The following is a 24,997-nucleotide window of genomic DNA, read 5'->3' as shown; positions in this document are numbered from 1 at the left end:
TTTTCTTTACCAGGTGAGATTGAGCAAAACCGGTGCCCGATCAGCCCATTCAGACTGGCAAACAGTGATGCGGAGATAAATTCATGAAGCTCGCGGTGCAAGAGAGTGCAGTGTCTTTGCGGGAAACGACCGTTGATGGTGCGTTTGATCAGCTTTTCGCTCAGACCTCGCGCCTGGGGTTTGACGCCCTGATTTACGACTACACGCCGGTACCGCGTTCGCTTGAGGGCGAGCTGATCACACCGTCGCTGTTGCGGATGTGTAATGTGCCCGGCGACATGCAGCGGTTATGGCTGGAGAACGGGTATTATCAGGTCGATCCGGTGCAGCATTACGCTCTCGAAAGCTGCGCACCGTTTGTCTGGTCTTATCAGCGCCCGGACAATACCTCGCTGCAAAACCGCCTCAGTGACCTCAACAAACCGGTCACCCATTACATGTGCGATAACAACATGCCGAGCGGCGCGACGGTGCCGTTGCATTTGCCAAATGGTGGATTTGTGACGGTCACCGGCATTCACACCGGTGCGGGACATGAGCTGGATATTCATGATGTATTGGCCGAACTGAGCCTGCTGGCGCTGACCTTTCAGGAGTGCGTGTTTCCGCTGTTCGACAGCAGCATTCTCACCTGTCGCCACGTGCGCTTAAGCAAGCGCGAACGCGAATGTCTGACGTGGGCGGCAGAAGGCTTAACCGCCAAAGAGATCGCCCGCAAACTCAACCGGTCGATTGCCACCGTCACGCTCCATCTCAATACCGCCGCCCGCAAACTGGGGGCCAGTAACCGTGTGCAGGCCGTGGTTCGCGCGATGCATTACCGTTTACTCGACAGTTAATCTGCCCTGTTTTCTATCTTTTTTACTAGCTGTTCAACGCCGCCCCGATGTTTACCCTGTGGTTATTATTCACCGACAGGGGAAACAAAATGTACAACATCACTGAAGGCTATGCGCCGTTTCAGCAATACCAGACCTGGTACCGCATCTGTGGCGATTTACACAACGGCAAGACTCCGCTGGTTATTGCTCACGGCGGCCCCGGCTGCACCCATGATTACGTTGATGCCTTCCGCGATATCGCCGGAACCGGCCGCGCGGTGATCCACTACGATCAGATTGGTAATGGTCGCTCGACCCACCTTCCCGACAAACCCGCCGGCTTCTGGCAGCCCGCGTTCTTTCTGGCGGAACTGGATAATTTGCTGCGCCATCTGGGCATTGAAAAAGATTACGCGCTGCTCGGCCAGTCCTGGGGCGGCATGCTCGGTGCCGAACACGCCGTCATGCAACCTCCTGGCCTGAAAGCGCTGGTCATCGCCAACTCACCGGCCTCGATGGAACTCTGGTTGCAGGCCGCCGCCCGCCTGCGCAGCGAACTGCCGCCGGAGGTTCAGGAAACCTTACTGGCACATGAAGCCGCCGGAACCCTCAACAGCGCAGAATACAAAGCGGCGTCGCAGGTATTCTATGCCCGTCATGTCTGCCGTCTCGATCCGTGGCCGGAGGAGGTAAAACGTACCTTTGCGGCGATGGACGAGGATCCGACGGTGTACCTCGCCATGAACGGCCCGACTGAATTCCACGTCATTGGCAGCATGAAAGACTGGACGGTGATCGACCGCCTGCCCGCCATTAACGTGCCGGTATTGCTGATTTCCGGCCGCTACGATGAAGCCGCTCCCGACGTGGTGCAGCCGTTCGCAGATTTAATCAAAGGCGCTGAATGGGTGATTTTCGAGAATTCGAGCCACATGCCACACGTCGAGGAACGGGAAGCCTGTATGAAATGCGTCGGGGAGTTTCTGGAGATCAACAGCTCCCGCTGATGACGTATACAGGCTGCTTCTGGCTTATCCCGAAGCAGCCTGAGGGAATATTCTTTATGCCCCGATGACTCACAGCAATTAACGGCTGACACCGGGCGATTGCCCGGTAATGCGCTTATAAGCCCGGCTAAACGCAGCCTGTGAGGTATAACCCAGACGAAATGCCACGTTCTCGATAGAAATCTTGCTGTCTGAGAGCCACTGCGTGGCGAGTTGCATGCGCAGTTCCGTCACGTAACGCAACGGCGATACGCCAATCATTGATTGAAAACGCGCGGCGAAAACCGAGCGCGAGATGTGCGACTCTGCCGCCAGCTCCGCGACGGTCCAGTTCCTGCCCGGATGCCGGTGCAGCGCCAGAATTGCCCTTGCCAGCCGGGGTTCCCGCAATGCAGCGGCAATGCCTGAGGCATTTTCACATCCACATTCCACCCACCCGCGAACAATCATTGCCGCGGCAACTTCCGCAAGCCGGGCCAGAATGCCTGCAAAGCCGATGCGGCCGGAGCATATTTCACGTTTCATCGAATCCATCACCGGCAACAGTCCGGGATAGCGTTCGCCTTTGGCATCCGCCACCATGGTTTCCGGCATCAGTTTACCCAGACTTTGCATTCCGCCCAGATCAAACGCCATGCAGCCATAAAAAAGAATCGCGCCCGGTATCGTATCCCTGCTCGGGCAGGTATCCACACCACTCACGGCTTCCCCTAATGGGGCGACATCGAAGTCGTCAATGTCCTGAGCGGTATGGCCGGGTTCAGAAAGAAGCTGATGTGCCATTCCGTGCGGCATAAAAATGACATCACCGGCAGACAATGGATGGAGCGCGCCATCCCCGGTTTTAAGAACAGCGGAACCGACGGCAAGATAGTGAAAATAAGCATGTCCGGGCCTCGGTTTGAACGCCATGCCAAATTCAGAGCCGGTCTGGATGCGGCGATATTGCACACCACGCAGACGCATTCCTGTCAGGAGTTCACTGATCAGGTCAGAAGAAAGGGCAAAGGGATCGTGCTGGGTCATTTCAGGAGTAATAGTCAAAAAACAAGGATTTCGAATCATAGATCATCTCAACCATCCTGCCTAGACTCTGCGCTACGTTAATCTTCAGGAACATTTGAAATGAATCATAAAACAGAGGGCTCAGCGCCCGCGACCCAACAAGATGTACAACAGGCTCCGCCAGCATGGATGGCAGTCTTCTCCCTCACCATGGGCGTGTTCGGTTTGTTAACAGCAGAATACCTGCCAGCCAGCCTGTTAACGCCCATGGCCTCAGACCTGCAGGTGACGGAAGCATTGGCCGGTCAGGCGGTGACGGTCACCGCGGTTATCGCGCTGTTCGCCGGACTGCTGGTACCGGGCCTGACCCGTAAGCTTGACCGCAGAACCGTTCTGTTAAGTTTTACTGTGCTGATGATCGCCTCAAACCTGCTGGTCGCCCTTTCCTCCAGCCTTGCCGTGTTGCTGGTGATGCGGATCCTGCTTGGCGTCGCGCTGGGCGGATTCTGGAGTATGGCCGCAGCGGTCGCGATGCGGCTGGTTCCGGAGAAACTCGTGCCGCGGGCACTGTCGGTTATCTTCAGTGGTATTGCGGTGGGAACCGTCGTTTCCGTGCCGCTGGGAAGCTTTCTCGGTGAACTCTATGGCTGGCGCAGCGCGTTCATTGCCGCGGCTCTGGTGGGAGGAGTCACTCTTGCTTTTCAGTGGTTCACATTACCGCGCATGGCGCCCCGTCAGGTTACACATATAGCATCAGTCTTAACATTGCTGCGCCGTCCCGGCATTGCCACGGGGATGTCCGGCTGCGTGCTGGCACATACCGGCCAGTATGCCCTGTTTACGTATATTCGCCCTTCTCTGGAAAGCGTGAGTCATGTAGATGCGGGCGGACTGGCCCTGCTATTGCTCGGATTCGGAGTGGCAAATTTTGCGGGTACATTGCTGGCCGGATGGATAATGACTTACAGCCTTCGCCTGACGCTGATTGTGATGCCTTGTTTAGTCGGTATCGCAGCGCTGGGGATGATATTACTGCCCGTTCAGATCACCGGACTCACTCTGCTGGTTTTGCTGTGGGGGCTGGCATTCGGCGGTGTCCCCGTCGCCTGGTCAAACTGGGTAACCCGCTCGGTGCCCGATCAGGCTGAGAGCGCAGGAGGCATGGTGGTGGCTGCCGTGCAATCTTCTATCGCGGCCGGTGCGGCACTGGGAGGCGTCATGTTCGGACTGGGGGGGATCTCCGGGGTATTTATCACGGCAGGTATTGTGATGTTAAGTGCTGCGCTGATCATTGCCTTGTGCGTCAGGGTTGGCCTGTCCGGTGACGGCGCAGAAACCCAGTCCCTTCAGCACGAATAGCGTCAGGGAAATACGCTGATGATCATTCAGTAAATTCCTAAAAACAGCTAAAATTAATTCCACACAAACATTGTTACCATCATATCCGAATACTCAATTTATCATCATGTTAAAACTATTTCCGGTTCATTTCCGCGAACCGGATTGAGCTATAACAGTTTTATTAAAATTGAATATACGTTTTAGGGATAACATTTACTCCCGGCAGAGTAAAAAATACAAACGAAATATAAAACCTTAAAAATCAATAAATTCCACTATTCTGGTGACAATGTTTTTAATTTTTATCATGCGCAGGCGGGAAATAACATAAATTCCGCCCCGCGAAAAAAACAACAAATAAATCATTGAATTTTAAAATTAAAAACGAAAATTATCTGAACTGTTATAGTGTATTTTCACCAAACTGTATCTACCCCGCAAAATAATATCAGTGCACAATCCTTTCATCTTAATCACGTATAAATCACAAGTGTACTCTGTATGTTAATTTTAATTAACGTGTCCCACTTTCTCCATAGGGGATGTCAGCAATGTTTGGATTAGATGCTTTTCACCTGGCAAGAATACAATTCGCATTCACCGTGTCTTTTCACATCATATTTCCTGCCATTACGATCGGGCTGGCCAGTTTTCTTGCGGTGCTTGAAGGGATGTGGCTGAAAACCGGCAACCGCAGTTACCGGGATCTGTATCATTTCTGGTCCAAAATTTTTGCTGTTAACTTTGGCATGGGGGTCGTGTCAGGTCTGGTGATGGCCTATCAGTTCGGCACCAACTGGAGCGGATTCTCGCAATTTGCCGGTAGCATTACCGGCCCTTTACTGACCTATGAAGTGCTGACCGCATTTTTCCTCGAAGCCGGTTTTCTGGGCGTGATGTTGTTCGGCTGGAACCGGGTGGGGCCTGGCCTGCATTTCTTTGCGACCTGTATGGTGGCGCTGGGCACGCTTATCTCCACCTTTTGGATCCTGGCATCGAACAGCTGGATGCATACTCCGCAGGGCTATGAAATTGTCAATGGCGTCGTGGTGCCGACGGACTGGTTTAAGGTCATTTTTAACCCGTCATTTCCTTACCGTCTGTTCCATATGTCCATCGCGGCTTTCCTCGCCAGTGCGTTCTTTGTGGGGGCTTCCGGTGCCTGGCACCTGCTTCGCGGCAATGATACGCCAGCGGTTCGGAAAATGTTTTCCATGGCATTGTGGATGGCGCTGATCGTCGCCCCCATTCAGGCAATGGTCGGTGACGCCCACGGACTGAATACGCTGGAATATCAGCCCGCCAAAATTGCGGCCATTGAAGGGCACTGGGAAAATCCGCCCGGGGAAGCCACACCGTTAATTCTTTTTGGCATCCCGGATATGGAGCAGGAACGCACGAAATATGCGCTGGAGATCCCTTATCTGGGCAGTCTGATCCTGACACATAGCCTGCAAAAACAGGTGCCCGCGCTGAAGGATTTTCCGAAAGAAGATCGTCCCTATTCGCCGGTAGTTTTCTGGTCTTTCCGCATCATGGTCGCGCTCGGTCTGCTGATGATCACGGCAGGCGTGCTGGGTGTGTGGCTGCGTTATAAAAAGCGGCTTTATCAGTCCCGCCCGTTCCTTTGGTTCACGCTGCTGATGGGACCTTCCGGTCTGATTGCCCTGCTTGCGGGCTGGTTTACCACTGAAATTGGCCGTCAGCCGTGGGTGGTTTATGGCGTTCAGCGCACCCGCGATGCCGTCTCCGCGCACGGTGAAATGCACATGAGCCTCAGCCTGTTAGCTTTCCTGCTGGTGTACTCGTCCGTTTTTGGTATTGGCTACGTTTACATGATGCGTCTTATCAAAAAAGGGCCGGTGACCGGTGAAGGTGATGAGGTTTCTCACGGTGGACCAGGTAAGCCAAACACACCGGCGCGTCCGCTGTCTGCGGCGCAGGAAGGGCTGAGCAATCCTGAGGGAAGTAAAAAATATGATTGATTACACTATTATATGGTTTGGAATTATCGTATTTGCGAACCTGATGTACATCGTAATGGATGGCTTTGATCTGGGTATCGGTATTTTATTCCCGTTCAATAAAGACAAAACCGAACGCGACATGATGGTCAACACCGTTGCACCGGTGTGGGACGGTAATGAAACCTGGCTGGTACTGGGCGGCGCGGCCTTATACGGCGCTTTCCCGCTGGCTTATTCGGTGATCACCGATGCACTCACCATTCCGTTAACCCTGATGCTTTTCGGTCTTATTTTTCGCGGCGTGGCGTTTGAATTTCGCTTCAAGGCGACCGAAAAGCACCGTCCGTTTTGGGACAAATCGTTCATTACCGGTTCCATCGTGGCCACCTTCAGTCAGGGCGTGGCCGTCGGCGCAGTGCTTAATGGCTTTGAGGTGACAGGCAGAACGTATAGCGGCTCAGCGTTAAGCTGGCTGGCCCCCTTCCCTATTTTTTGTGGTATCGGGCTGGTGGTCGCCTACGCGCTGCTGGGCTGTACATGGTTAATCATGAAAACGGAAAATGCCCTGCATCAGAAGATGTGCCGTCTGGCTAAACCCCTGGTGATAACGCTGCTGGCGATCACCGGTGTGATCAGCATCTGGACGCCGCTGACCCATGCCGATATTGCTCATCGCTGGTTCAGCATGCCGAATCTGATCGCCTTTCTGCCGGTGCCGGTACTGGTCTTAGCCTGTACCGGGGGAATTTTGCGGGCGATAAAAAGTCACGCGCACTATATGCCGTTTCTGCTGACTCTCGCGCTGATTTTCCTCGGATTTTCGGGGCTTGGGATCAGCATCTGGCCGAATATTATTCCGCCGGCCATCTCGATTTGGGATGCGGCATCGTCAGAGAAAAGCCTGGCATTTATGCTGGTTGGCGCGGTGTTCATCATCCCCGTGATCCTGATTTATACCTTCTGGAGCTATTACGTCTTCCGGGGGAAAATCAGGGAAAACGAAGGCTACCATTGATCGCAACAGTATCGGGCGAAATGACCGCATTTCGCCCGGTTATCACCGGAGGTTCCTGATGCAGGATATGACCGTTAATAGTAAGAAGCCCTTCTGGAAACGCGTCGTCTGGCTGATCGTCATTTATTCATTGAGTGTTTTATCACTGGCCGTGGTGGCATTCTTATTCAGAATGATGATGACGGCAGCCGGAATGAAGTCGCATTAAAAATACGATGTCAGATGCAGCGAACGTTGTCACCCTTGCCCGAAAATCTTAATCACCGCATCCAGATGTTCCTTCATTGCCTTCTTCGCTGCACGACTGTCACGGGCCTCCAGCGCGGTCAGGATCTCGAGGTGCTCAATCTCAGAACGGTGCGGCATGTCCTGCGGCGTGTAGTGTAATTGCAGGCTGCGGAACATGGTGCCATAACGGTGGCCGAGCAGGTGGGCGATGATGAAGGCATAAGCCGGATTTCCGCTGGCCTGCGCAATACGGATATGGAACAACCGGTCGCCGGGATGCGTTGCCGAGCCATTGCGGTTATCGCGACAGTTTTGTTCATATGCCTGCCTGATCGCCGCAAGTTCGGCGTCAGTGGCATTTCTTGCCGCCAGCGCGGCGGTTTCCGGCTCTATCAGACGACGGGTTTGCAACAGCGAAAACGGTGGCAGTTCAGCCGTAAAATCCAGCTCAATATTCAGCTCATCATCCACATCCGCCCACTGATTACGCCCCGCCTGCGACATCACCGGCTCCTGCGAAGGCGTGACCGGAACGGCAGGTTGCTGACGGACAATCACGCCGTTTCCCACCCGCACATCCACCAGCCCGATCACTTCCAGCGCAATCAGCGCCTCACGCACCGACGCGCGGCTGACCTGTAGCTGACTCGCCAGTTCACGCTCGGCCGGAAGACGGCTGCCGGGCGGAAATTCTTTGTTATCAATTAACGTTTTAAGCTGGTCAGCTATCTGCCTGTATATTCTGGGATTTTCTAATTTTTTTATCGGCATCGGACACCTGAGGTCAATTCTCATTAAGTGATTCAGCTAGCATTTTCCGGACAAAAATCTTGCTGATTTGTTTTATGCATGTAAAAAATTGGTTAACCGAAATGGCGTTTTAAGCAGAAGCTTGCCGAACATCTTAACAAAAAGCACTGCGTTTAACGCGTTTTTTTCACCTCCAATGGCCTGACCATTAGGCCTTTAAAACACCTTTTAGGGAGAATTGTTATGAACCTGGCCGGGAAAAAAGTTCTGATCACCGCCGCCGGACAAGGCATCGGTTTCAACACCGCCACGCTGTTTGCCCGTGAAGGCGCAGAGGTGATTGCCACCGACATCAACATCGACGCATTACACAATATTCCCGGCATCACCCCGCGCCTGCTTGATGTGACCGACCCGCAGGCGATTGCTGCGCTGGCAGAAGAAACCGGCGCGCTCGATGTGCTGTTCAACTGCGCCGGCGTGGTGCACAGCGGCGATATCCTGACCTGCACCGAACGCGAATGGCAGTTTGCGCTCGATCTTAACGTCACCGCGATGTTCCGCATGATCCGCGCTTTTCTGCCCGCCATGCTTGAGCGCAACCACGGTTCAGTGATCAACATGTCTTCCGTCGCCTCCAGCATCAAAGGTGTGCCGAACCGCTTTGCTTACAGCGCTTCAAAAGCTGCCGTGATTGGCCTGACCCGTTCTGTTGCAGCGGATTACGTCACCCGCGGCATTCGCTGTAACGCGATTTGTCCGGGCACGGTGGAATCGCCGTCCTTGCGCCAGCGCATCGCGGCACAGGCAAAGGCCGAAGGCCGCAGCGAAGCCGAGGTGTACGCGGCGTTTGTTTCCCGCCAGCCGATCGGGCGCATCGGTAAAACCGAAGAAATCGCCCAGCTTGCGCTGTATCTGGCTTCCGACGCCAGTTCATACACCACCGGCACGGTTCAAATTATTGACGGCGGCTGGAGCAACTGACACGCCAGCCGCTTTAAACATTTGATTTTCACCGATCTGACTTTCACAGAAGGACACTGACCCATGAAATTATTACGTTACGGCAACGCAGGTTCTGAGCGCCCCGGCCTGCTGGATGACAACGGCACGTTGCGGGATCTCAGCGCACATATTGCCGACATCAGCGGCGAATTTCTGCAGCCTGAAACGCTGGATAAACTGCGCCAGCTCGATCCGCACACGCTGCCACTGGTCGGCGGTGAACCACGTCTGGGTGCCTGTGTCGGCAAGGTGGGGAAATTTATCTGTATCGGCCTCAATTACGCCGACCACGCCGCCGAAACTGGCGCGGAGATCCCGAAAGAACCGGTGGTTTTCAGCAAATGGACCAGCGCGATGGTCGGGCCAAATGACGACGTGGAGATCCCGCGTGATTCTGTCAAAACCGACTGGGAAGTGGAACTCGGTGTGGTGATCGGCACCGGCGGGCGCTATATCAGCGAAGCCGATGCGATGTCGCACGTCGCCGGTTACTGCGTGATTAACGATGTCTCTGAGCGCGAATTCCAGATTGAACGCGGCGGCACCTGGGACAAAGGTAAAGGCTGCGACACATTCGGCCCGACCGGTCCGTGGCTGGTGACAGCGGATGAAATCCCTGACCCGCACCAGTTGAATCTGTGGCTGGAAGTTGACGGCAAGCGCTGGCAGAACGGCAATACGCGCACCATGATTTTCCAGATCCCCGAAATCATCAGTTATCTCAGCCGCTTCATGAGCCTGCAACCCGGTGACATCATTTCTACCGGCACACCGCCGGGCGTCGGACTGGGGCAAAAACCGCCGGTGTACCTGAAAGCCGGTCAGGTGATGCGGCTTGGGATTGAAGGTTTGGGTGAGCAGCGCCAGAAGACAGTGCAGGCATAACCCTTTACAGCTAAAGGAATTTTGCGATGACAACGATTACCGCTTTACGTGTTGAAGATGTGCGTTTCCCGACCTCGCTGGCGCTGGACGGCTCGGATGCCATGAACCCGGATCCGGATTATTCCGCCGCGTATGTGATTTTAGACACTGACACTCCGGCGCTGAAAGGCCACGGCCTGACCTTCACCATCGGGCGCGGCAATGAAATCTGCTGTGCGGCGATTAAAGCGCTGGAACATCTGATCGTGGGCCGCGAACTGGCGGACATTACCGCCGATATGGGCCAGTTCTGGCGCGATTTCACCAGCGACAGCCAGTTGCGCTGGATTGGTCCTGACAAAGGCGCAATCCACCTGGCGACGGGCGCGGTGGTTAACGCGGTGTGGGATTTATGGAGCAAAGCCGCCGGTAAACCGCTGTGGAAACTGGTCGCCGATATGTCGCCGGAAGAGCTGGTGCGCTGCATCGATTTTCGTTACATCACTGACTGCATCACGCCGCAGGAAGCGCTGGCCTTATTGCAGCAACGTGCCGACAACAAACCCCGGCGCACGGAGAAACTGCTGGCGGAAGGCTACCCGTGCTACACCACGTCAGCGGGCTGGCTCGGCTATCCCGACGATAAACTTCGCCGTTTATGTCAGGAAGCGGTCGACGCCGGTTTCGATTATCTGAAACTGAAAGTCGGGCGCGACCTGGAAGATGACATCCGCCGTGTGCGCATCGCCCGCGAAGTGATCGGCCCGGACCGCAAACTGATGATCGACGCCAATCAGGTATGGGAAACCAACGACGCCATCCCCTGGGTGAACGCCCTCGCCTTTGCCAACCCCTGGTTTATCGAAGAACCGACTAGCCCGGACGACATCGAAGGCCACCGCAAAATCCGTCAGGGCGTTGCACCGGTTAAAGTCGCCACCGGCGAAATGTGCCAGAACCGCATCATGTTCAAGCAGTTCATTATGCGCGAAGCCATCGACGTGGTGCAGATTGATGCCTGCCGCATGGGCGGCGTCAACGAAGTGCTGGCGGTGATGCTGATGGCGGCCAAATACAATCTGCCGGTGTGTCCGCACGCGGGCGGCGTCGGGTTATGCGAATACGTGCAGCATCTGTCGATGATTGATTATCTGTGCATCGCAGGTACGCACGAAGGCCGCGTCATCGAATACGTTGACCATCTTCACGAGCATTTTGTGCATCCGTGCGACGTCCGGGGCGCGGCCTATATGCCGCCGCAGGCACCGGGATTCTCCATTGAGATGCATCAGGCGTCGATCGAAAGATACCGCCATCACGCCTGACCTTAATGATCGAAAAGCAGCAAGGAGAACGCCGATGATGCGAATCGACAGCCACCAGCATTTCTGGCGCTACATCCCGCAGGATTATCGCTGGATAGGCGATGACATGGCGGTGCTGAAACAGGATTTATTGCCGGAGATATTGCGGCCTGCGTTACAACGTCACGATATTCAGGGCACGGTTCTGGTTCAGGCCTGTTCCTCTGTGCAGGAAACCCGCTGGCTGCTGGAGATCGCAGAGCAAACCGACTTTGTGCATGCCGTGACCGGCTGGGTGGATCTGTCGTCACCCGCGCTGCAACGGGATCTGGAGGCTATTTCGCACCCGATGCTGCGCGGCTTTCGTCATCAGGTTCAGGACGAGTCTTCACCTGCGCAGTGGCTGGAAAATCCGACCATCAATGCGGGTATTCGCCAGATTCAGCGGCAGGACTATGTCTATGAAATTCTGGTGACGCATCGCCATCTGCGCGATGCCGTGCAGTTCGCGGCAAAGCATGACGGGCATTTTCTGGTGCTCGATCACTTCGGCAAGCCGGATCTCAGCCGGGGTGCAGCGTACTGGAAGCAGCAGATTGCACCGCTGGCGGGGTTAAAACACGTCAGTTGCAAGCTCTCGGGGTTGCTGACCGAGCCGCGTCCGGCAGGTATGCCAGCCCGCGATCTGTTGCCGTATTTCGATGCCGCACTGGACGTTTTCGGTGCCGGACGCCTGATGTTTGGTTCCGACTGGCCGGTGTGTTTACTGGCAGACGGGGATGAAAATCCGTGGGATTTATGTGAACAGGCCACGGCCGCACTCAGTTCTGACGAGCAGGCAGCCATTTATGGCGGCAATGCCTGCACGATTTATCGATTACAGCCTTTACCGATTACAGGAAATGACTGATGAATCTGCATCTGCAAAATAAAGTGGTGATGGTCACCGGTGGCGGTTCCGGTATCGGCGCGGCGATTTCGCTGACGCTGGCGGAAGAAGGCGCGGTTCCGGTGATCATCAGCAATACCGAACCGGCCAATGAACTGATGCATAAACTGCAACAGCTTTCGCCACAGGCCAGTTTTGTACTGACTGAACTGCGCGACGAAGCCAGTTGCAAGGCAGCGGTGAATGAGGTGCTTACCCGCTACGGCAGCATCGACGGGCTGGTGAACAATGCCGGTGCCAACGACAGCGTCGGGCTGGATGCCGGTCGCGAAGCCTTTGTGCAATCGCTCGAGCAGAATCTGATCCACTATTACCTGATGGCGCACCTGAGCCTGAACGCCCTGCGCGCCAGCCGGGGAGCTATCGTCAATATCAGCTCGAAAACCGCACTCACCGGACAAGGCAACACCAGCGGTTACGCTTCGGCCAAAGGCGGCATTCTGGCGCTGACCCGCGAATGGGCAGCGGCGCTGCTCGGCGACGGTATCCGCGTGAACGCGGTGATCCCGGCGGAAGTCATGACGCCGCTGTACGAACGCTGGATCAAAAGCTTCGACCATCCCGAAGAAAAGCTGCAACAAATCACTTCGCATATTCCGCTGGGACAGCGTATGACCACGCCGCAGGAAATCGCCAACACCGTGGTGTTCCTGCTCTCTTCCCGCGCCTCGCACACCACCGGCCAGTGGCTGACCGTGGACGGCGGTTATATGCATCTCGACCGGGCCTTAACATGAAACGCCGCTATTGTCAGGCGCTGGATCTGGCGGACGATCCTGTGCTTATCGAAGAATATCAGCGTTATCACCGCGAAATCTGGCCGGAAATTACCGCACATCTGCGCCGTTATGGCATCGCAGACATGGAAATTTACCGGCTGGGCAACCGCCTGATGATGGTGATGGAAACCACGGAAGATTTTGACAGCGGACTGTTCGAACGCCGCAGTCTGGAGGATCCGAAAGTCTGCGAATGGGAAGCCCTGATGTGGAAGTATCAGCGCCCTACGCCGTGGACGCCCGCCGGTGAAAAGTGGGTGGAAATGGAGAGGATTTTTTCGCTGGCCGGTCAGAAATAGCTATACATCTCCCTGCTATGAGGGAGTTAACCGTTTTTCACGTTATCTGACATAAAAAATCAGCCACCTGAGCTGAACCCCTACATGCGTCACCAGATACTGAGGAATACAACATGCTCGCCGATAAAACTGCCGCGCCCGCTTATGCGCAGCGCAAAACGACGTCCGGTTTCCGACTGGCGTTCATACTGGTCACCACGCTGTTTTTCCTGTGGGGTTTATCCTACGGGCTGCTGGATGTCCTGAATAAGCATTTCCAGGACGTGTTGCACGTCAATAAAGCCCAGTCCGGTCTGCTACAGGCCGCCTATTTCGGGGCGTATTTTATCATCGCCCTGCCCGCCGGTTTCTTCATGGACAGGTTCGGTTATAAAGCCGGGATCCTGGTGGGTCTGTGTCTGTATGCCCTGGGCGCACTGTTATTCGTGCCCGCCGCCTCCGCAGGCAGCTTCGGCATGTTCCTGTTCGCATTGTTCGTGATTGCCCTCGGCCTGGGCTGTCTCGAAACCGCCGCTAACCCGTTCGCTACCGTTCTCGGAGATCCGGCCGGAGCCGAACGCCGCCTGAACCTTTCTCAGTCCTTCAACGGTTTAGGTCAGTTCATCGGCCCGATCATCGGTGGTTCACTGTTCTTCTCCGCCACACAAGGCACCACGACGGACGGATTGTCCTCGGTGAAAACCACTTACGTCGCCATCGCCGTGTTAGTGCTGCTGATTGCCTTCCTGTTCGGACGCACAAAATTGCCGGACATCCGCGAGCAAAGCGCTCCGGAAGATCACGGTATCGAGAAAGGATTGTGGCAGCACGGCCATTTCACCGGCGGCGTCATCGCACAATTCTTCTACGTCGCGGCACAGGTTGGCGTCGGTGCCTTCTTCATTAACTACACCACCGAACACTGGCACACGCTGTCGAACCAGAACGCGTCGTATCTGCTGTCTGTCGGCATGATCAGCTTTATGGTCGGGCGTTTCTTCAGCACCTGGCTGATGGGCTTTGTCCGCCCGGCCACGCTGCTGGTGGTCTACGCCATCATCAATATTGTGCTGTGCGGCGTGGTGGTGGCCGGTATTGATAATGTGTCGGTGATTGCGCTGGTGGCGATTTTCTTCTTCATGTCGATCATGTTCCCGACCATTTTCGCGATGGGTGTCAAGAACATGGGCAAACAAACCAAACGCGCCAGCTCGGTGATGATCATGGCGATTGTCGGTGGCGCGGTGATGCCGTATCTGATGGGCGCAATTGCCGACCACTACAACACCGCCGTTTCTTACGCCCTGCCGATGGTATGTTTCGCCGTGGTGCTGATTTATGCCGTGAAACAACGGGCGAAAGCGGCGATCTGAGAACGTTGTCATACAAAACAATCTGACTGCTCCCCCTCACCACACAGCCCCTCCTTAATACCCTTCGGGTGTCGGGGAGGGGTTGCAACCCTGCAAACCGCGTCATGAGTTTTAACATTCCTGTCATCCCTGATAGAAAAATCCTGTTTATACTTCATCGCGTATAAAGCTGGTTAATAACGCTGAAGGGTAAAAAAATGTCGATTCGTTCATTGCAGGCACTGTGTTTAACCAGTTTTTTTATTGCGGATGTTCGTGACGGGCTTGGGCCCTTTCTGGGGATCTTTCTGACACAACGCCACTGGCAGCCCGATGATATCGGCTTGCTGATGACCGCTGGCGGCGTGGCAGGGTTGCTGGCAACGCTCCCTGCGGGCTTCATGACTGATGCATCGAAAAACAAGCGGCTGATTCTGGCGCTGCTCTGCGTGCTGATCACCGGCACGACGCTGCTGCTCTGGCTCAGTCAGGCAAATGCCGTGGTGGCGTTTTCGCAGATCGTGAGCGGAATATGTGCTGCTTTTGTCGGTCCGCTGATCACCGGGATCACGCTGGGTCTGACCGGGCAAAAAGGCTTTAGCGCGCAGATGGGTAAAAATGAGGCGTTTAACCATGCCGGGAATTTTATCACCGCGCTGATTGCCGGAGGGATCGCCTGGTACTGGGGCATCGGCGGTATTTTCATTCTCATGACCTGCACGATGTTATTAACGCTCATTGCACTGACGGGCATCCGCCGCAGCGATATAGACGATGATGCCGCGCGAGGGCTGGAGTCTGGCGCATCCGCTCAGGTCCCCGATTTCTCGGTGCTGGCCCAAAATAAACCGCTGCTGATCACCGGTCTGACACTGTTGCTGTTTCATCTGGCCAATGCGGCGCTGTTGCCGATGCTCAGCATGAGAATCGCGGCAGCGCCCGGCTCCGTCAATCCCGGCCTGTACGCTGCCGCAACCGTGATTATTTCTCAGATGGTGATGATCCCGGTAGCAATCTGGACCGCCGGGCGCATCGACAGAGTCGGCTACTGGCGCCTGATTATGCTGGCGCTGCTGATCATGCCCGTCCGGGCGGCGCTGGCGGCGAGTTCTGCCGCCCCTTTAATGATGGTGCCGGTGCAAATACTTGATGGTTTCGCGGCTGGCGTACTGGGCGTGGTAGTGCCGAGCTTTATTGTGGTGCTGCTGCGCGGAAACGGTCATGTCAACGCGGGCCAAAGCGTGGTGATGCTGATGCAGGGCGTCGGCGCGGCCATGAGCCCGGCCCTGACGGGTATGATTGCAGGGCATTATTCGTTCGCTACGGCGTTCAGCGTTCTGAGCGTTATCGCCCTGACGGGGCTGCTGATCTGGTGGCGATATGCCCCGTTACTTTCAACACAGTCTTGTATGGAGACAAGCTAAGTCGTCGGTCACGCGGGGCGAAGCAAGCGTAAACATAGCCTGCAGAATCAGGCCAGATTCAAACCGAACAGGCGGCTCAGGGCAATTCTGCCGCTGTCGGTGACGCTCACTTCACGATAACCCTGCGTGCGGGATATCCACGTTTTTTGCAGAAAAAGCGTCATTAATGCCTGCCCCGCATCGCCTCCCAGATGGAAGCGTCTTTCGCTCCAGTCAAGGCAAGGGCAGCAAGCCTTGCGGCGCGGGCGCGGATTGAGCACCGCGCCCAGACGTTGAAAATGGGCTTTCCCGGCCGGAGTCAGCGCGTTACCGTCCGCTTCAAGCCAGTTTTCCTGCAGCAGAAAATCGTAGATTTTTACCGCCAGCTCTCCGGCCAGATGGTCATAACAAGTTCGTGCATAACGCAGAACGACCGGCGTCCGCGACGCAAAAGTTTTGTGGTTATGCATGGAAACCCCCATCAGGTTTTCCAGCAATCCGGCGATATGGTGGCCCGCCAGGCTGTAATACCGGTGGCGCCCCTGCGTCAGGCAAATCACCAGCCCGTTGCTGAGCAGCCGGGTAAGATGACCGCTGGTTGTGGAGGCGGCGATGCCCGCCACCGCACTGAGTTCAGTCGCGGTCCACGCGCGTCCGTCCATCAGGGCACACAAAATACTGACCCTTGACGGGTCAGATATTGCTGAAGCCACCAGTGACATGGATTTTTCAAGAGACTCATCCGGCTCACTGTCGTATTCGCTTTGAAGAAAATTCATGCAGAAGGTATCGCCCATTGTTGAGTGACTTCAGCCGCCCGGATATCGTCATCCGTCAGCAGAATAAGCCGGTTATCGTGGTCGCTGTACTGTACCAGAATGTTAATGCCATTCCGGGCGAGTGTCTGGGCGATTTCGCCCAGCTCGCCCGGCTGTTTCTGAGGTAGTTTTCTTATCAGCGGGCGTGACAGCTTTCTCACGTCAAAGCCAGCATCAGTCAGAACCTGACGGGCTTTTTCACCGTCTTCTATCAGGAAATGCGCATGCCCCGCTTCTGCCGTGGAAAATACGCCGCCGCCCTCCAGCCCCACACCGTTCATGCCCAGAATACGGCCAAGGGAGGCCAGCGAACCGGGTGAATGGTCGAGGATCACGTGAATGTCATACATGCTGATGCGCTCCTTTACCGGAAGACTTGTCGGAAGAATAGTCACGAAATACACGGGCAACGCGTATTCTGTAGAATGAAAAAATCGACTGTTTACCCTCTTTCTGCGCGGCCAGATGGATCAGATTCTGTTTCCACCCTGCCACCGACTCTTCATCTTCCCACCATGATAATGAAAGGATTTTTCCGGGCGTGGTCAGGCTCTGGAATCTCTCAATGGAAATAAATCCCGGCGTGTCCGATAACAATGGTTTCAGTTCTGCCGCCAGTTCAAGGTACCGCTCACGCGCTTCGGGTACTGCATCTGCCTCAAAAAGTACTGCGATCATCGTTCTGCTCCCTCATGAATTTCGTTCAGCTTATTACCGGCAAAAATCAGATGCTTCGGTCAACACCGAAGTGTGTCTGTTACCTGCGGGCAGGAACGGCATCCGGGGAGGCATGATCATGAATTTGTCTCATGTTCAGTGAATTTAAATCACTTTTTTTCACTCAATGACTCAGGCATAAAAGAGTCATCGCGATTCACTCTTAAAAATACGAAAACGACTGAAATAACGTAGATTTTTCAGCAGCCGGGACACCTGATAACAATGAATAAAAAACTGACATTTACCCTTAAAAGCATCCGTTTCGACGAGAATTATAACCCCTCGGAAAATACGCGTATTACCACCAATTTTGCGAATCTGGCAAGGGGTGAAAAACGCCAGGAAAACCTGCGCAACACCTTAGTGATGATCGATAATCGCTTCAATTCCCTGGCGAACTGGGATAATCCTAATAAAGACCGGTATTGTGTCGAACTCGATATTATTACTGCTCAGTTGAATATTGATGCTGAAGGCAAGGCCGACAGCTTCCCGGTGATTGAAATACTGAAAACAACTATCGTTGATAAAAAAACCCACCAACGCATTGCAGGCATTTTAGGAAATAACTTTTCCTCCTATGTGCGTGATTATGACTTTAGCGTTTTACTGCCAGAGCATAATAAGGATCAACCTGAATTTAGCCTGCCGGATAATTTTGGCGAATTACATGGGAATATATTCAAACAATTTTTAAAATCAGAGACTTACAAAGATAACTTTACTAAAACACCGGTTATCTGCCTGAGTGTATCCAGCAAAAACACTTACTATCGTACGGGAAATAAACACCCTGTATTAGGCGTTGAATATCAGCAGGATGAACTCTCCCTGACTGATGAATATTTCGCAAAAATGGGATTACGGGCGCGGTATTTTATGCCTGAAAACAGCGTTGCACCTCTGGCATTTTATTTTTCTGGCGATTTGCTCAGTGATTACACTAATCTTGAGCTTATCAGCACCATCAGCACGATGGAGACTTTTCAGAAGATTTATCGCCCTGAGATTTACAATGCTAATTCTGCGGCAGGATTACAGTATCAACCCAGCCTGAATTACCAGGATTATTCTTTAACCCGTATTGTTTATGACCGGGAAGAACGTAGCCATCTGGCTATTGAGCAGGGGAAGTTTACTGAAGAATGCTTCATCAAACCTTACCAAACTGTTCTTGAACAATGGTCTGCCCATTCCGCTCTCTGATTAACCATAAAAAATATAAGGTCACCTGTGTATGAAAAAATTATTACCGACATCGACTGCGGGCAGTTTGCCTAAACCTTCGTGGCTGGCACAACCTGAGGTGCTCTGGTCCCCGTGGAAATTGCAAGATCAGGAATTAATTGACGGCAAAAAAGATGCCCTGCGTTTGTGTCTGGAAGATCAACAGCAGGCAGGTATCGATATTGTCAGTGACGGCGAGCAAACGCGTCAGCATTTTGTCACGACCTTTATTGAGCATCTCGAGGGCGTTGATTTCGAGAAACGTGAGACGGTTAAGATCCGTAATCGCTATGAAGCGAGTGTGCCGACAGTTGTTGGCCCGGTGAGTCGCAAAAAGGCCGTTTTTGTTGAAGATGCGAAGTTTTTGCGCCAGCAAACTACACAACCGATCAAATGGGCTCTTCCGGGGCCGATGACGATGATCGATACGCTTTATGACAACCACTATAAAAGTCGCGAGAAACTCGCCTGGGAATTTGCCAAAATTCTCAATGAAGAAGCCAAAGAATTAGAGGCTGCTGGCGTCGATATCATCCAGTTTGACGAACCGGCCTTTAACGTGTTCTTTGATGAAGTGAATGACTGGGGCATTGCCACGTTAGAAAGAGCCATCGAAGGGCTGAAATGTGAAACGGCTGTGCACATTTGCTACGGCTATGGCATCAAAGCCAATACCGACTGGAAAAAAACGCTGGGCACAGAGTGGAGACAATACGAAGAGATTTTCCCCAAACTGCAAAAATCTAATATCGATATCATTTCACTGGAATGTCATCACTCGCATGTTCCGATGGAACTGATGGAGCTTATCCGCGGTAAAAAGGTGATGGTGGGTGCCATAGACGTGGCGACCAATACCATTGAAACCCCGGAAGAAGTCGCCGCAACGCTGCGTAAAGCGCTGCAGTTTGTAGACGCCGATAAACTCTATCCTTGCACCAACTGCGGCATGATTCCTTTACCCCGTGGCGTCGCCAGAGGCAAGCTGGATGCATTAAGTGCAGGCGCAGAAATTGTCCGCAAAGAACTGCTGGCTAAATAACGTCGCCAAATAGCCGATCACTTAAAAAGAATTTTGTCTGGGTTGCGCGATCATTTCGATCGCCAACTATCCGGAAACCCGCCTGAGGTGTAAGCAGCCCCGTTTTACGCCTGTTTGTTGTTTTGCACGTGCGCTTTTTTACCCCTGTCACGGACGAAACTATTCCGATAAAGCGCGTAGCCGCGTTATGCCTTATAAGGCTTCGCGGCAATATCAATATCGATGTTAATCGTGTCACCGACCAACGACAGCAGACTGTCCATCGCGAAAGCAGAGCGGGAAATCGCCGTGTGTGCGTGCAGAATCAGGGACTTCGCGCTGGCGTCATTCATAACAGCATCCAGCACAACCGGTCTTTGGATATTTTTGATAGTCAGCATGCCAAAAATCTTAAATTGCCCATTTCCCGACTGCGTGACTTTTTGACTGGTGAACGTGACCCAGGGATAACGGTTTTCATCAAAGAACATACTGCTCTTTAACTGATGCGTCAGCAGCAGGTTCGAAGCCTCCAGCGAGGAAACCGGAATTCTGACATCTATATGATTCTGCATGTTTTGCTGATGATCTAAAAAAGCATCGCCGGATACCTGCGATAAATTCGCCTGCGAGGGATGTGTGCTGAGCATGACCCACGACAACGTAATGGTTGTGCGATCTGCGTTGATAACATAATGCTCCGGGGTGCCGGAGAAAGATAAAGATGCATAACCCATTGATAAAATAAATAAAAACGCTCGCAGCATGAGGGGTTCTCCAGAGGTTGACTCTGAGTAAACGTTTCAGCTGTTGTTTCTATTCGGTTGAAATCAGTATTAAGGCAAAAGCAGTGATGCACTGAGCATATCCTGCCCCGCCCCCATCAAATCCGAACGGAGCGCTTCCACCACTTCAGGGTCGAGCCCGCCGCGCGCTGCGGTCTCCTGCATTATGATGAGGCTTTTTTCCGGCGAATATGCCGGTTTGTAACAACGGGCTTCACGCAGCGCGGCATAGCAGTCGGCGACCGAAATAATGCGCGGCCCGAGATCGAGCTGTGTACCGCGCAGATGGAAGGGATATCCCTTGCCGTCCGGCCGTTCATGATGAAAGCTGGCCATCCGGGCGATGTCCTGCATGCCGGCAATCCGCGAAAGAATTTTCCAGGTGAACTGCGGGTGTATATGGATCTGGCGGCGTTCGAAATCCGTCAGAGGCTGCGCTTTGGTGAGCAAGGCGGCGGGGACAACCAGTTTACCTAAATCATGCAGCAAACCGGCGACGCGGATCCGCGCGACACCTTTTTTAGAAAACCCGTACATTTGCGCAAGCCTGGCGGCGATACCTGCCACCACAACAGAATGTTGTGCGGCTGAACGGCAATGCAGGTCAATGACGACAGCCAGCAGGGCAGACAGTTGCGTCATTTCCTTGTCACTTAACACACGGTCAGCAAAGGGTGAAAAGGACGCGGCTGTACTGATAAGCGTGGCGGAGGCGAATTCCGTCCAGAATTCCTTTTCCAGTCCAAGCTCGCGTAACGCCAGCATGTCGTCGAGCAGGTAACGGGATCCGATGGAATCACACAGGGTTTCGACCGCGCGCACCGGATAATGACCGCGTGGAAATTCATGCAATGCCAGTAAATCCAGATTATCGGCCAGATCCAGCAGGCGGTTTTCTGAATGCTGCCGGCCTCTTGCGACGATCAGACCCGCGCTGTCGGCCAGTAACGGGATATCCGCAAGTTGGCTGGCGCAATCGTGCGGAGCATGTGCCCCCCTGCTGATATCACGTAAAAGTGCAGCAATGAACAACCGCTTTTGTGCCAACAGACTGAACTGGCGCTGACGGGCAATATTCATCACGATATAAGCACGCCGCACACCACGATGTCCGTTTTCAGGGCTTAACAAGTCCAGCGCAGAAGAAAATCCGATAAGAAAATCCGTAAAGGTAACGTCCACGTAACCACTCCCACTCATTCAACAATGCGAGAAGGAAACCGGATTTCGGGATGACAGACAATTTAATTGCCCAAAGTGGGTATATATAGGTTTTTATTCCTTAATGGTATCTTTAACAGATATAATAATTGGCTTTTTTCCCTATACTGGCTGAAGTTTTTACCTATACCTTTCACAGATTCTGATCGCGGAATGTAGACTGTATAATATTAATCTTAGCGGTGTGTAAATCCGAACGGGTTTGATGTGGCTTTACTTATTACTGTCAGGATCAGATGAAGTATCTCATTGATAACGAAATAGAATTCAACTCAGACGATGGTACATTGCACTATCCTGCCAGCCAGGACGTGATCAAACTGACACTCCCGGCCGCACGGTTGCTGGAAGAATTTCTTTCATCTGAAGGGCGTGATCTGACGCGGGAATATCTGCTGGAAACAGTCTGGGACAAGCACGGCCTGCATGCTTCCGGCAATAATCTTAACCAGTACGTCAGTATTGTCCGCCGCAATCTGGCGCTGTTTGAATGCCACGAACTCATTATTACCCTCCCCAAAGTCGGTTTTAAACTGAATCCGGCGGTCAGTGTGCAACGCCTTGAAGCGCCACCGCCTGCCGGGCAGGCACCGGCCTCCCCGCCTCCGCTCAGGGTGCAAACACCCGATTCAGTTTCTGCTCCGGTTAAACCTGCACGGCGTGCTCTTTTTATTCTGCTCTGCCTGCTGGTTCTGGTTAGCCTGTCTTTCGGCGCGTGGAAATACGACGACGCCACCAACGGAATGACCGAAATAAAACAGCCCGACACCGGCTGCGATATTATTTTCCTTAAAGATATTTCGGACGATGCCAAAACTGCGGTGCTGGAACGGGTCAGTCACACACTAAAAACCAATAATCTGACGTGCAACAAAACCAACGTGCTCATTTATAACAGTGAATTATCCTATTCATCTCAAAACAACGCCCGAACACTGCTGTCCTTATGCACTCTTGGTAATAATAATGAGATTATTTCGTGTGATAACTTCTATCACTATAAGTGGATCAAACCATGATCATGATTAAAAAGAAGTGGTTCTATGCCACCGTCGCAACTGTTTGCGTCATCGCAGCAACCGTTCTTTATTTATGGCCATCCAAAGATATTCCTACCTTAAAATGTAAAGCCTTCGGTAAAGTGAATATGGATATTGAGCAGGGGCAACTGGTTTTTTCTATTGTTGAAAGCCTGCAATTTTACGATAAAGACAAAGGTATTATTCAGTACGAAGGCTATGTAAAGTCGGCCAAAGCCAGTACCTATCTTGAGCGTACCGTCTATCTCAGTCATGGTGTCAAAGTGGATAATAAAACCTATCATTTCACCATTGACAAAGTGACGCCGTCACCTTTGGATAACACGCCAGATGCTGATTTCGACCAGATGTGGCTGGAAAACACGGGCGATAATGCCTCACTCAACATTGGTGTTAAGAAGATACGGGACCAGGCGTATGTAGTAAGCAGTACCTATTCCCCGCAATTTGTTTGTGTCGCGTACTGAACACGCCCGCATTCTTCAGGTTATTCATCTTTAATAAAAGTAAAATTAAGAATAAAAACCTATTTATGTTGCAATCTGACATATAAATTGATGACGATGGCCGGAAGAGTGTTTTATAGCCACTCACTGACGGGTATCCGTCTGGCGGCAGAGTGGCAAAGACTGCTCAGCGCCGATCACTTAAAAAATAGGTAAACAAATGCGTACTAACACAATCAAACTGACTGTCGCTGGCAGTGCCATTGCGGTATTTATGGCTTTCTCTGGCCAGACTCAGGCTGTTGAACTGGGTGCAAAAGCGGGCACAAATTTCACTGAACTGAACGCCGGTATGGGCCGTCAGACATCCGGTCTTTATGTCGAGGGTAACTGGGCGAAGAATACTCAAAATGGCCGCCAGATTGGTGGCGTGAGCACCGGTTTTAATATTCCGGCAGGCCCGGCAATGATTAATCTCGGCGCGAAAGCGCTTTATATGCAGGGTTCTACTTCTGATAATGAAGGCGTGGCATTTCCCGTCGGCGGCGGTATTACCGTCCCCTTCACCGACAGTCTGGCATTTTATGCAGAGGGTTATGCAGCACCTGATGCATTAAGCAATCGTGTAAAATCTTATTCCGAAGCCGATGCCGGATTTAGCTGGATCCCGGTCGCACCATTAAAAGTAAAAGCCGGTTACCGCTATGTTGGCCTTGACGGCACTGCGGGAAATCCTAATGAACGCATTATTGATGGTGCGTATTTAGGCGCAGAGATGGATTTCTGATTTAACGTTTAATGTGCTGCAAAGAGTGCACATTGCATTGACCCGGAATGTGCACTCTCCTGTTATTTTTCAGGGCTGAAAAAATAAATCCGTTATTGTTTCACCAGTACCGGCTGTTCACGATATTCCGCCGGGAAATACTGCTTCAAATCTTTAATCTTCGGCAGATCGTTCACCACAATATACGGATAGTCCGGGTTATCGTTTAAAAAGTTCTGGTGATAAGCCTCAGCCGGATAAAAGTGCGCATTGCTTTCAACTTTGGTGACCAGCGGTTCGCTGTAACTGTGGCTGGCATTAAGCTGGGCGATGTACGCGTTCGCCACTTCCGCCTGCGCAGCGTTCATAGGAAAGACTGCTGACCGGTACTGACTGCCGGTATCCGGCCCCTGACGGTTTAACTCGGTCGGGTTATGCCCCACCGAGAAGAAGATGTGCAACAGTTCGCCATACGTTACTTGTGTCGGGTCGAAGGTCACTTTCACCGATTCCGCATGACCGGTCTCGCCGGTACTGACCTGCTCGTAACTGGCCGTTTGCGCCACACCGCCAGCATAACCGGACACCGCGCTGGTCACGCCTTTTACATGCTGAAACACCCCCTGAATTCCCCAGAAACATCCGCCGGCAAACAGCGCGGTTTCGCTGTGTGCAGTGCCTGCTGGCTCATCTTTTGCCGGTGCCGGGATCACGACCGCCGGTTCAGCCCCCCCGCCCCATCGACCAGGCATTATTTTCGAACACGAACGCAGACGCCAGCATCAGCCCGGCGATAAGGCTGTAGTGGCGAAAGTTACGCCGGTTTTTCGATGCAATTTTCATAGTCAATTTCCTGCCAGATTAAGCTTTAGGGGTGAACGTCAT

26 protein-coding genes and 1 pseudogene are annotated in these 24,997 nt (G+C 53.1%); 19 read left to right on the top strand and 8 right to left on the bottom strand.

The genetic code is table 11. The features are described 5' to 3' along the window. The first annotated feature begins 83 nt into the window (after positions 1 to 83). Both UC14_RS09260 and UC14_RS09255 read left to right on the top strand, forming a co-directional pair. On the top strand, positions 84 to 839 hold the full coding sequence (locus UC14_RS09260) for a LuxR family transcriptional regulator (RefSeq protein ID WP_013577865.1): 756 nt from the start codon (positions 84 to 86) through the stop codon (positions 837 to 839). Positions 840 to 928: 89 nt separating this feature from the next. Further along, a complete protein-coding gene (locus UC14_RS09255; protein WP_013577866.1) occupies positions 929 to 1,828 on the top strand; it encodes a proline iminopeptidase-family hydrolase in 900 nt (299 codons plus the stop codon). Positions 1,829 to 1,906: 78 nt separating this feature from the next. On the opposite strand, the gene UC14_RS09250 is transcribed toward UC14_RS09255, so the two are convergent. Further along, positions 1,907 to 2,893, bottom strand: coding sequence for an AraC family transcriptional regulator (locus UC14_RS09250; protein WP_112197593.1), 987 nt, complete (start codon positions 2,891 to 2,893; stop codon positions 1,907 to 1,909). A gap of 60 nt (positions 2,894 to 2,953) precedes the next feature. On the opposite strand from UC14_RS09250, the gene UC14_RS09245 reads away from it, so the two are divergent. From UC14_RS09245 to UC14_RS09230, 4 genes are all read left to right on the top strand, one after another. Beyond that, positions 2,954 to 4,192, top strand: coding sequence for an MFS transporter (locus UC14_RS09245; protein WP_112197592.1), 1,239 nt, complete (start codon positions 2,954 to 2,956; stop codon positions 4,190 to 4,192). A gap of 533 nt (positions 4,193 to 4,725) precedes the next feature. Next, positions 4,726 to 6,159 carry a cytochrome ubiquinol oxidase subunit I gene (locus tag UC14_RS09240; protein ID WP_112151520.1) on the top strand — a complete coding sequence of 478 codons (1,434 nt, stop codon included), beginning with the start codon at positions 4,726 to 4,728 and terminating at the stop codon, positions 6,157 to 6,159. Next, positions 6,152 to 7,156, top strand: a complete 1,005-nt coding sequence (cydB, locus tag UC14_RS09235; protein ID WP_112197591.1) for a cytochrome d ubiquinol oxidase subunit II — start codon at positions 6,152 to 6,154, stop codon at positions 7,154 to 7,156. Before UC14_RS09240 ends, cydB begins: the two co-directional genes overlap by 8 nt. Positions 7,157 to 7,214: 58 nt before the next feature. Then, positions 7,215 to 7,364 (top strand): DUF2474 domain-containing protein, encoded by a 150-nt coding sequence (locus tag UC14_RS09230; RefSeq protein WP_013577871.1) that lies wholly within the window; start codon positions 7,215 to 7,217, stop codon positions 7,362 to 7,364. Between the two features lie 29 nt (positions 7,365 to 7,393). Here UC14_RS09230 and UC14_RS09225 read toward each other — a convergent pair whose 3' ends face one another. After that, complete coding sequence (locus UC14_RS09225; RefSeq protein WP_013577872.1) at positions 7,394 to 8,155, bottom strand: FadR/GntR family transcriptional regulator; 762 nt, start codon at positions 8,153 to 8,155, stop codon at positions 7,394 to 7,396. A 222-nt stretch (positions 8,156 to 8,377) separates the two neighbouring features. Here UC14_RS09225 and UC14_RS09220 point away from each other — a divergent pair, with 222 nt between their 5' ends. From UC14_RS09220 to UC14_RS09185, 8 genes are all read left to right on the top strand, one after another. Beyond that, positions 8,378 to 9,118, top strand: a complete 741-nt coding sequence (locus tag UC14_RS09220; RefSeq protein WP_013577873.1) for an SDR family oxidoreductase — start codon at positions 8,378 to 8,380, stop codon at positions 9,116 to 9,118. A gap of 63 nt (positions 9,119 to 9,181) precedes the next feature. Beyond that, positions 9,182 to 10,024: a fumarylacetoacetate hydrolase family protein gene (locus UC14_RS09215; protein WP_013577874.1), complete on the top strand. Its 843-nt coding sequence runs from the start codon at positions 9,182 to 9,184 to the stop codon at positions 10,022 to 10,024. A 26-nt stretch (positions 10,025 to 10,050) separates the two neighbouring features. Next, a complete protein-coding gene (locus UC14_RS09210; RefSeq protein ID WP_013577875.1) occupies positions 10,051 to 11,328 on the top strand; it encodes an L-fuconate dehydratase in 1,278 nt (425 codons plus the stop codon). Positions 11,329 to 11,362: 34 nt separating this feature from the next. Further along, positions 11,363 to 12,217, top strand: coding sequence for an amidohydrolase (locus UC14_RS09205; RefSeq protein ID WP_112197590.1), 855 nt, complete (start codon positions 11,363 to 11,365; stop codon positions 12,215 to 12,217). Next, positions 12,217 to 12,993, top strand: a complete 777-nt coding sequence (locus UC14_RS09200) for an SDR family oxidoreductase (protein ID WP_013577877.1) — start codon at positions 12,217 to 12,219, stop codon at positions 12,991 to 12,993. The genes UC14_RS09205 and UC14_RS09200 overlap by 1 nt, the downstream gene beginning before the upstream one ends. Continuing rightward, a complete protein-coding gene (locus UC14_RS09195) occupies positions 12,990 to 13,334 on the top strand; it encodes an L-rhamnose mutarotase (protein ID WP_112197589.1) in 345 nt (114 codons plus the stop codon). The genes UC14_RS09200 and UC14_RS09195 overlap by 4 nt, the downstream gene beginning before the upstream one ends. A gap of 113 nt (positions 13,335 to 13,447) precedes the next feature. Next, positions 13,448 to 14,686, top strand: a complete 1,239-nt coding sequence (gene fucP / locus UC14_RS09190; protein WP_013577879.1) for an L-fucose:H+ symporter permease — start codon at positions 13,448 to 13,450, stop codon at positions 14,684 to 14,686. 197 nt (positions 14,687 to 14,883) lie between these two features. Continuing rightward, positions 14,884 to 16,089 carry an MFS transporter gene (locus UC14_RS09185; protein WP_112197588.1) on the top strand — a complete coding sequence of 402 codons (1,206 nt, stop codon included), beginning with the start codon at positions 14,884 to 14,886 and terminating at the stop codon, positions 16,087 to 16,089. 47 nt (positions 16,090 to 16,136) lie between these two features. Here UC14_RS09185 and UC14_RS09180 read toward each other — a convergent pair whose 3' ends face one another. The 3 genes from UC14_RS09180 to UC14_RS09170 are packed head-to-tail and all read right to left on the bottom strand — an operon-like array spanning position 16,137 to position 17,564. Then, positions 16,137 to 16,847 carry a helix-turn-helix transcriptional regulator gene (locus UC14_RS09180; RefSeq protein WP_112197598.1) on the bottom strand — a complete coding sequence of 237 codons (711 nt, stop codon included), beginning with the start codon at positions 16,845 to 16,847 and terminating at the stop codon, positions 16,137 to 16,139. Next, entirely contained in the window at positions 16,844 to 17,236 is a 393-nt protein-coding gene (locus UC14_RS09175; protein ID WP_013577882.1) for an amino acid-binding protein, read from the bottom strand. The genes UC14_RS09180 and UC14_RS09175 overlap by 4 nt, the downstream gene beginning before the upstream one ends. Next, positions 17,229 to 17,564, bottom strand: coding sequence for an antibiotic biosynthesis monooxygenase (locus UC14_RS09170; RefSeq protein ID WP_112197587.1), 336 nt, complete (start codon positions 17,562 to 17,564; stop codon positions 17,229 to 17,231). Before UC14_RS09170 ends, UC14_RS09175 begins: the two co-directional genes overlap by 8 nt. 264 nt (positions 17,565 to 17,828) lie before the next feature. Here UC14_RS09170 and UC14_RS09165 point away from each other — a divergent pair, with 264 nt between their 5' ends. Further along, positions 17,829 to 18,812 (top strand): DUF1852 domain-containing protein, encoded by a 984-nt coding sequence (locus UC14_RS09165; RefSeq protein ID WP_112151513.1) that lies wholly within the window; start codon positions 17,829 to 17,831, stop codon positions 18,810 to 18,812. A gap of 31 nt (positions 18,813 to 18,843) precedes the next feature. Next, positions 18,844 to 19,875, top strand: coding sequence for a methionine synthase (locus tag UC14_RS09160; protein ID WP_013577885.1), 1,032 nt, complete (start codon positions 18,844 to 18,846; stop codon positions 19,873 to 19,875). Positions 19,876 to 20,060: 185 nt separating this feature from the next. Here UC14_RS09160 and UC14_RS09155 read toward each other — a convergent pair whose 3' ends face one another. Both UC14_RS09155 and UC14_RS09150 read right to left on the bottom strand, forming a co-directional pair. Then, entirely contained in the window at positions 20,061 to 20,621 is a 561-nt protein-coding gene (locus UC14_RS09155) for a YceI family protein (protein WP_112197586.1), read from the bottom strand. A gap of 69 nt (positions 20,622 to 20,690) precedes the next feature. Continuing rightward, on the bottom strand, positions 20,691 to 21,821 hold the full coding sequence (locus tag UC14_RS09150; protein ID WP_112197585.1) for an HD-GYP domain-containing protein: 1,131 nt from the start codon (positions 21,819 to 21,821) through the stop codon (positions 20,691 to 20,693). A gap of 275 nt (positions 21,822 to 22,096) precedes the next feature. On the opposite strand from UC14_RS09150, the gene UC14_RS09145 reads away from it, so the two are divergent. The 3 genes from UC14_RS09145 to UC14_RS09135 all read left to right on the top strand — a co-directional run bounded on the left by UC14_RS09145 (position 22,097) and on the right by UC14_RS09135 (position 24,133). Further along, positions 22,097 to 22,879, top strand: coding sequence for a helix-turn-helix domain-containing protein (locus UC14_RS09145; protein WP_112197584.1), 783 nt, complete (start codon positions 22,097 to 22,099; stop codon positions 22,877 to 22,879). Continuing rightward, a complete protein-coding gene (locus tag UC14_RS09140; RefSeq protein ID WP_013577889.1) occupies positions 22,876 to 23,367 on the top strand; it encodes a FidL-like protein in 492 nt (163 codons plus the stop codon). The genes UC14_RS09145 and UC14_RS09140 overlap by 4 nt, the downstream gene beginning before the upstream one ends. Positions 23,368 to 23,566: 199 nt before the next feature. After that, positions 23,567 to 24,133, top strand: a complete 567-nt coding sequence (locus tag UC14_RS09135; protein WP_013577890.1) for a YfaZ family outer membrane protein — start codon at positions 23,567 to 23,569, stop codon at positions 24,131 to 24,133. 92 nt (positions 24,134 to 24,225) lie between these two features. On the opposite strand, the pseudogene msrA reads toward UC14_RS09135, so the two are convergent. Then, positions 24,226 to 24,955, bottom strand: a pseudogene (gene msrA / locus UC14_RS09130) (peptide-methionine (S)-S-oxide reductase MsrA). Positions 24,956 to 24,997 lie beyond the last annotated feature (42 nt).

This window comes from Rahnella sp. NRRL B-41462, assembly GCF_003263525.1.
Taxonomy (GTDB): Bacteria; Pseudomonadota; Gammaproteobacteria; order Enterobacterales; family Enterobacteriaceae; genus Rahnella; species Rahnella aceris.
The sequence above is the reverse complement of the archived record's forward strand: the minus strand, read 5'-3'. Positions and strand labels throughout refer to the sequence as shown.

What these genes read in the sequence shown, in the direction of transcription:
- fucP (WP_013577879.1), top strand. Translation starts at nt 13,448, where the DNA reads ATGCTCGCCGATAAAACTGCCGCGCCCGCTTATGCGCAGCGCAAAACG.
- UC14_RS09250 (WP_112197593.1), bottom strand. Translation starts at nt 2,893, where the DNA reads ATGATTCGAAATCCTTGTTTTTTGACTATTACTCCTGAAATGACCCAG.
- UC14_RS09240 (WP_112151520.1), top strand. Translation starts at nt 4,726, where the DNA reads ATGTTTGGATTAGATGCTTTTCACCTGGCAAGAATACAATTCGCATTC.
- UC14_RS09245 (WP_112197592.1), top strand. Translation starts at nt 2,954, where the DNA reads ATGAATCATAAAACAGAGGGCTCAGCGCCCGCGACCCAACAAGATGTA.
- UC14_RS09260 (WP_013577865.1), top strand. Translation starts at nt 84, where the DNA reads ATGAAGCTCGCGGTGCAAGAGAGTGCAGTGTCTTTGCGGGAAACGACC.
- UC14_RS09175 (WP_013577882.1), bottom strand. Translation starts at nt 17,236, where the DNA reads ATGTATGACATTCACGTGATCCTCGACCATTCACCCGGTTCGCTGGCC.
- UC14_RS09135 (WP_013577890.1), top strand. Translation starts at nt 23,567, where the DNA reads ATGCGTACTAACACAATCAAACTGACTGTCGCTGGCAGTGCCATTGCG.
- UC14_RS09255 (WP_013577866.1), top strand. Translation starts at nt 929, where the DNA reads ATGTACAACATCACTGAAGGCTATGCGCCGTTTCAGCAATACCAGACC.
- UC14_RS09140 (WP_013577889.1), top strand. Translation starts at nt 22,876, where the DNA reads ATGATCATGATTAAAAAGAAGTGGTTCTATGCCACCGTCGCAACTGTT.
- UC14_RS09220 (WP_013577873.1), top strand. Translation starts at nt 8,378, where the DNA reads ATGAACCTGGCCGGGAAAAAAGTTCTGATCACCGCCGCCGGACAAGGC.
- UC14_RS09145 (WP_112197584.1), top strand. Translation starts at nt 22,097, where the DNA reads ATGAAGTATCTCATTGATAACGAAATAGAATTCAACTCAGACGATGGT.
- UC14_RS09155 (WP_112197586.1), bottom strand. Translation starts at nt 20,621, where the DNA reads ATGCTGCGAGCGTTTTTATTTATTTTATCAATGGGTTATGCATCTTTA.
- UC14_RS09165 (WP_112151513.1), top strand. Translation starts at nt 17,829, where the DNA reads ATGAATAAAAAACTGACATTTACCCTTAAAAGCATCCGTTTCGACGAG.
- UC14_RS09205 (WP_112197590.1), top strand. Translation starts at nt 11,363, where the DNA reads ATGATGCGAATCGACAGCCACCAGCATTTCTGGCGCTACATCCCGCAG.
- UC14_RS09225 (WP_013577872.1), bottom strand. Translation starts at nt 8,155, where the DNA reads ATGCCGATAAAAAAATTAGAAAATCCCAGAATATACAGGCAGATAGCT.
- UC14_RS09195 (WP_112197589.1), top strand. Translation starts at nt 12,990, where the DNA reads ATGAAACGCCGCTATTGTCAGGCGCTGGATCTGGCGGACGATCCTGTG.
- UC14_RS09185 (WP_112197588.1), top strand. Translation starts at nt 14,884, where the DNA reads ATGTCGATTCGTTCATTGCAGGCACTGTGTTTAACCAGTTTTTTTATT.
- UC14_RS09210 (WP_013577875.1), top strand. Translation starts at nt 10,051, where the DNA reads ATGACAACGATTACCGCTTTACGTGTTGAAGATGTGCGTTTCCCGACC.
- cydB (WP_112197591.1), top strand. Translation starts at nt 6,152, where the DNA reads ATGATTGATTACACTATTATATGGTTTGGAATTATCGTATTTGCGAAC.
- UC14_RS09200 (WP_013577877.1), top strand. Translation starts at nt 12,217, where the DNA reads ATGAATCTGCATCTGCAAAATAAAGTGGTGATGGTCACCGGTGGCGGT.
- UC14_RS09170 (WP_112197587.1), bottom strand. Translation starts at nt 17,564, where the DNA reads ATGATCGCAGTACTTTTTGAGGCAGATGCAGTACCCGAAGCGCGTGAG.
- UC14_RS09180 (WP_112197598.1), bottom strand. Translation starts at nt 16,847, where the DNA reads ATGAATTTTCTTCAAAGCGAATACGACAGTGAGCCGGATGAGTCTCTT.
- UC14_RS09160 (WP_013577885.1), top strand. Translation starts at nt 18,844, where the DNA reads ATGAAAAAATTATTACCGACATCGACTGCGGGCAGTTTGCCTAAACCT.
- UC14_RS09230 (WP_013577871.1), top strand. Translation starts at nt 7,215, where the DNA reads ATGCAGGATATGACCGTTAATAGTAAGAAGCCCTTCTGGAAACGCGTC.
- UC14_RS09215 (WP_013577874.1), top strand. Translation starts at nt 9,182, where the DNA reads ATGAAATTATTACGTTACGGCAACGCAGGTTCTGAGCGCCCCGGCCTG.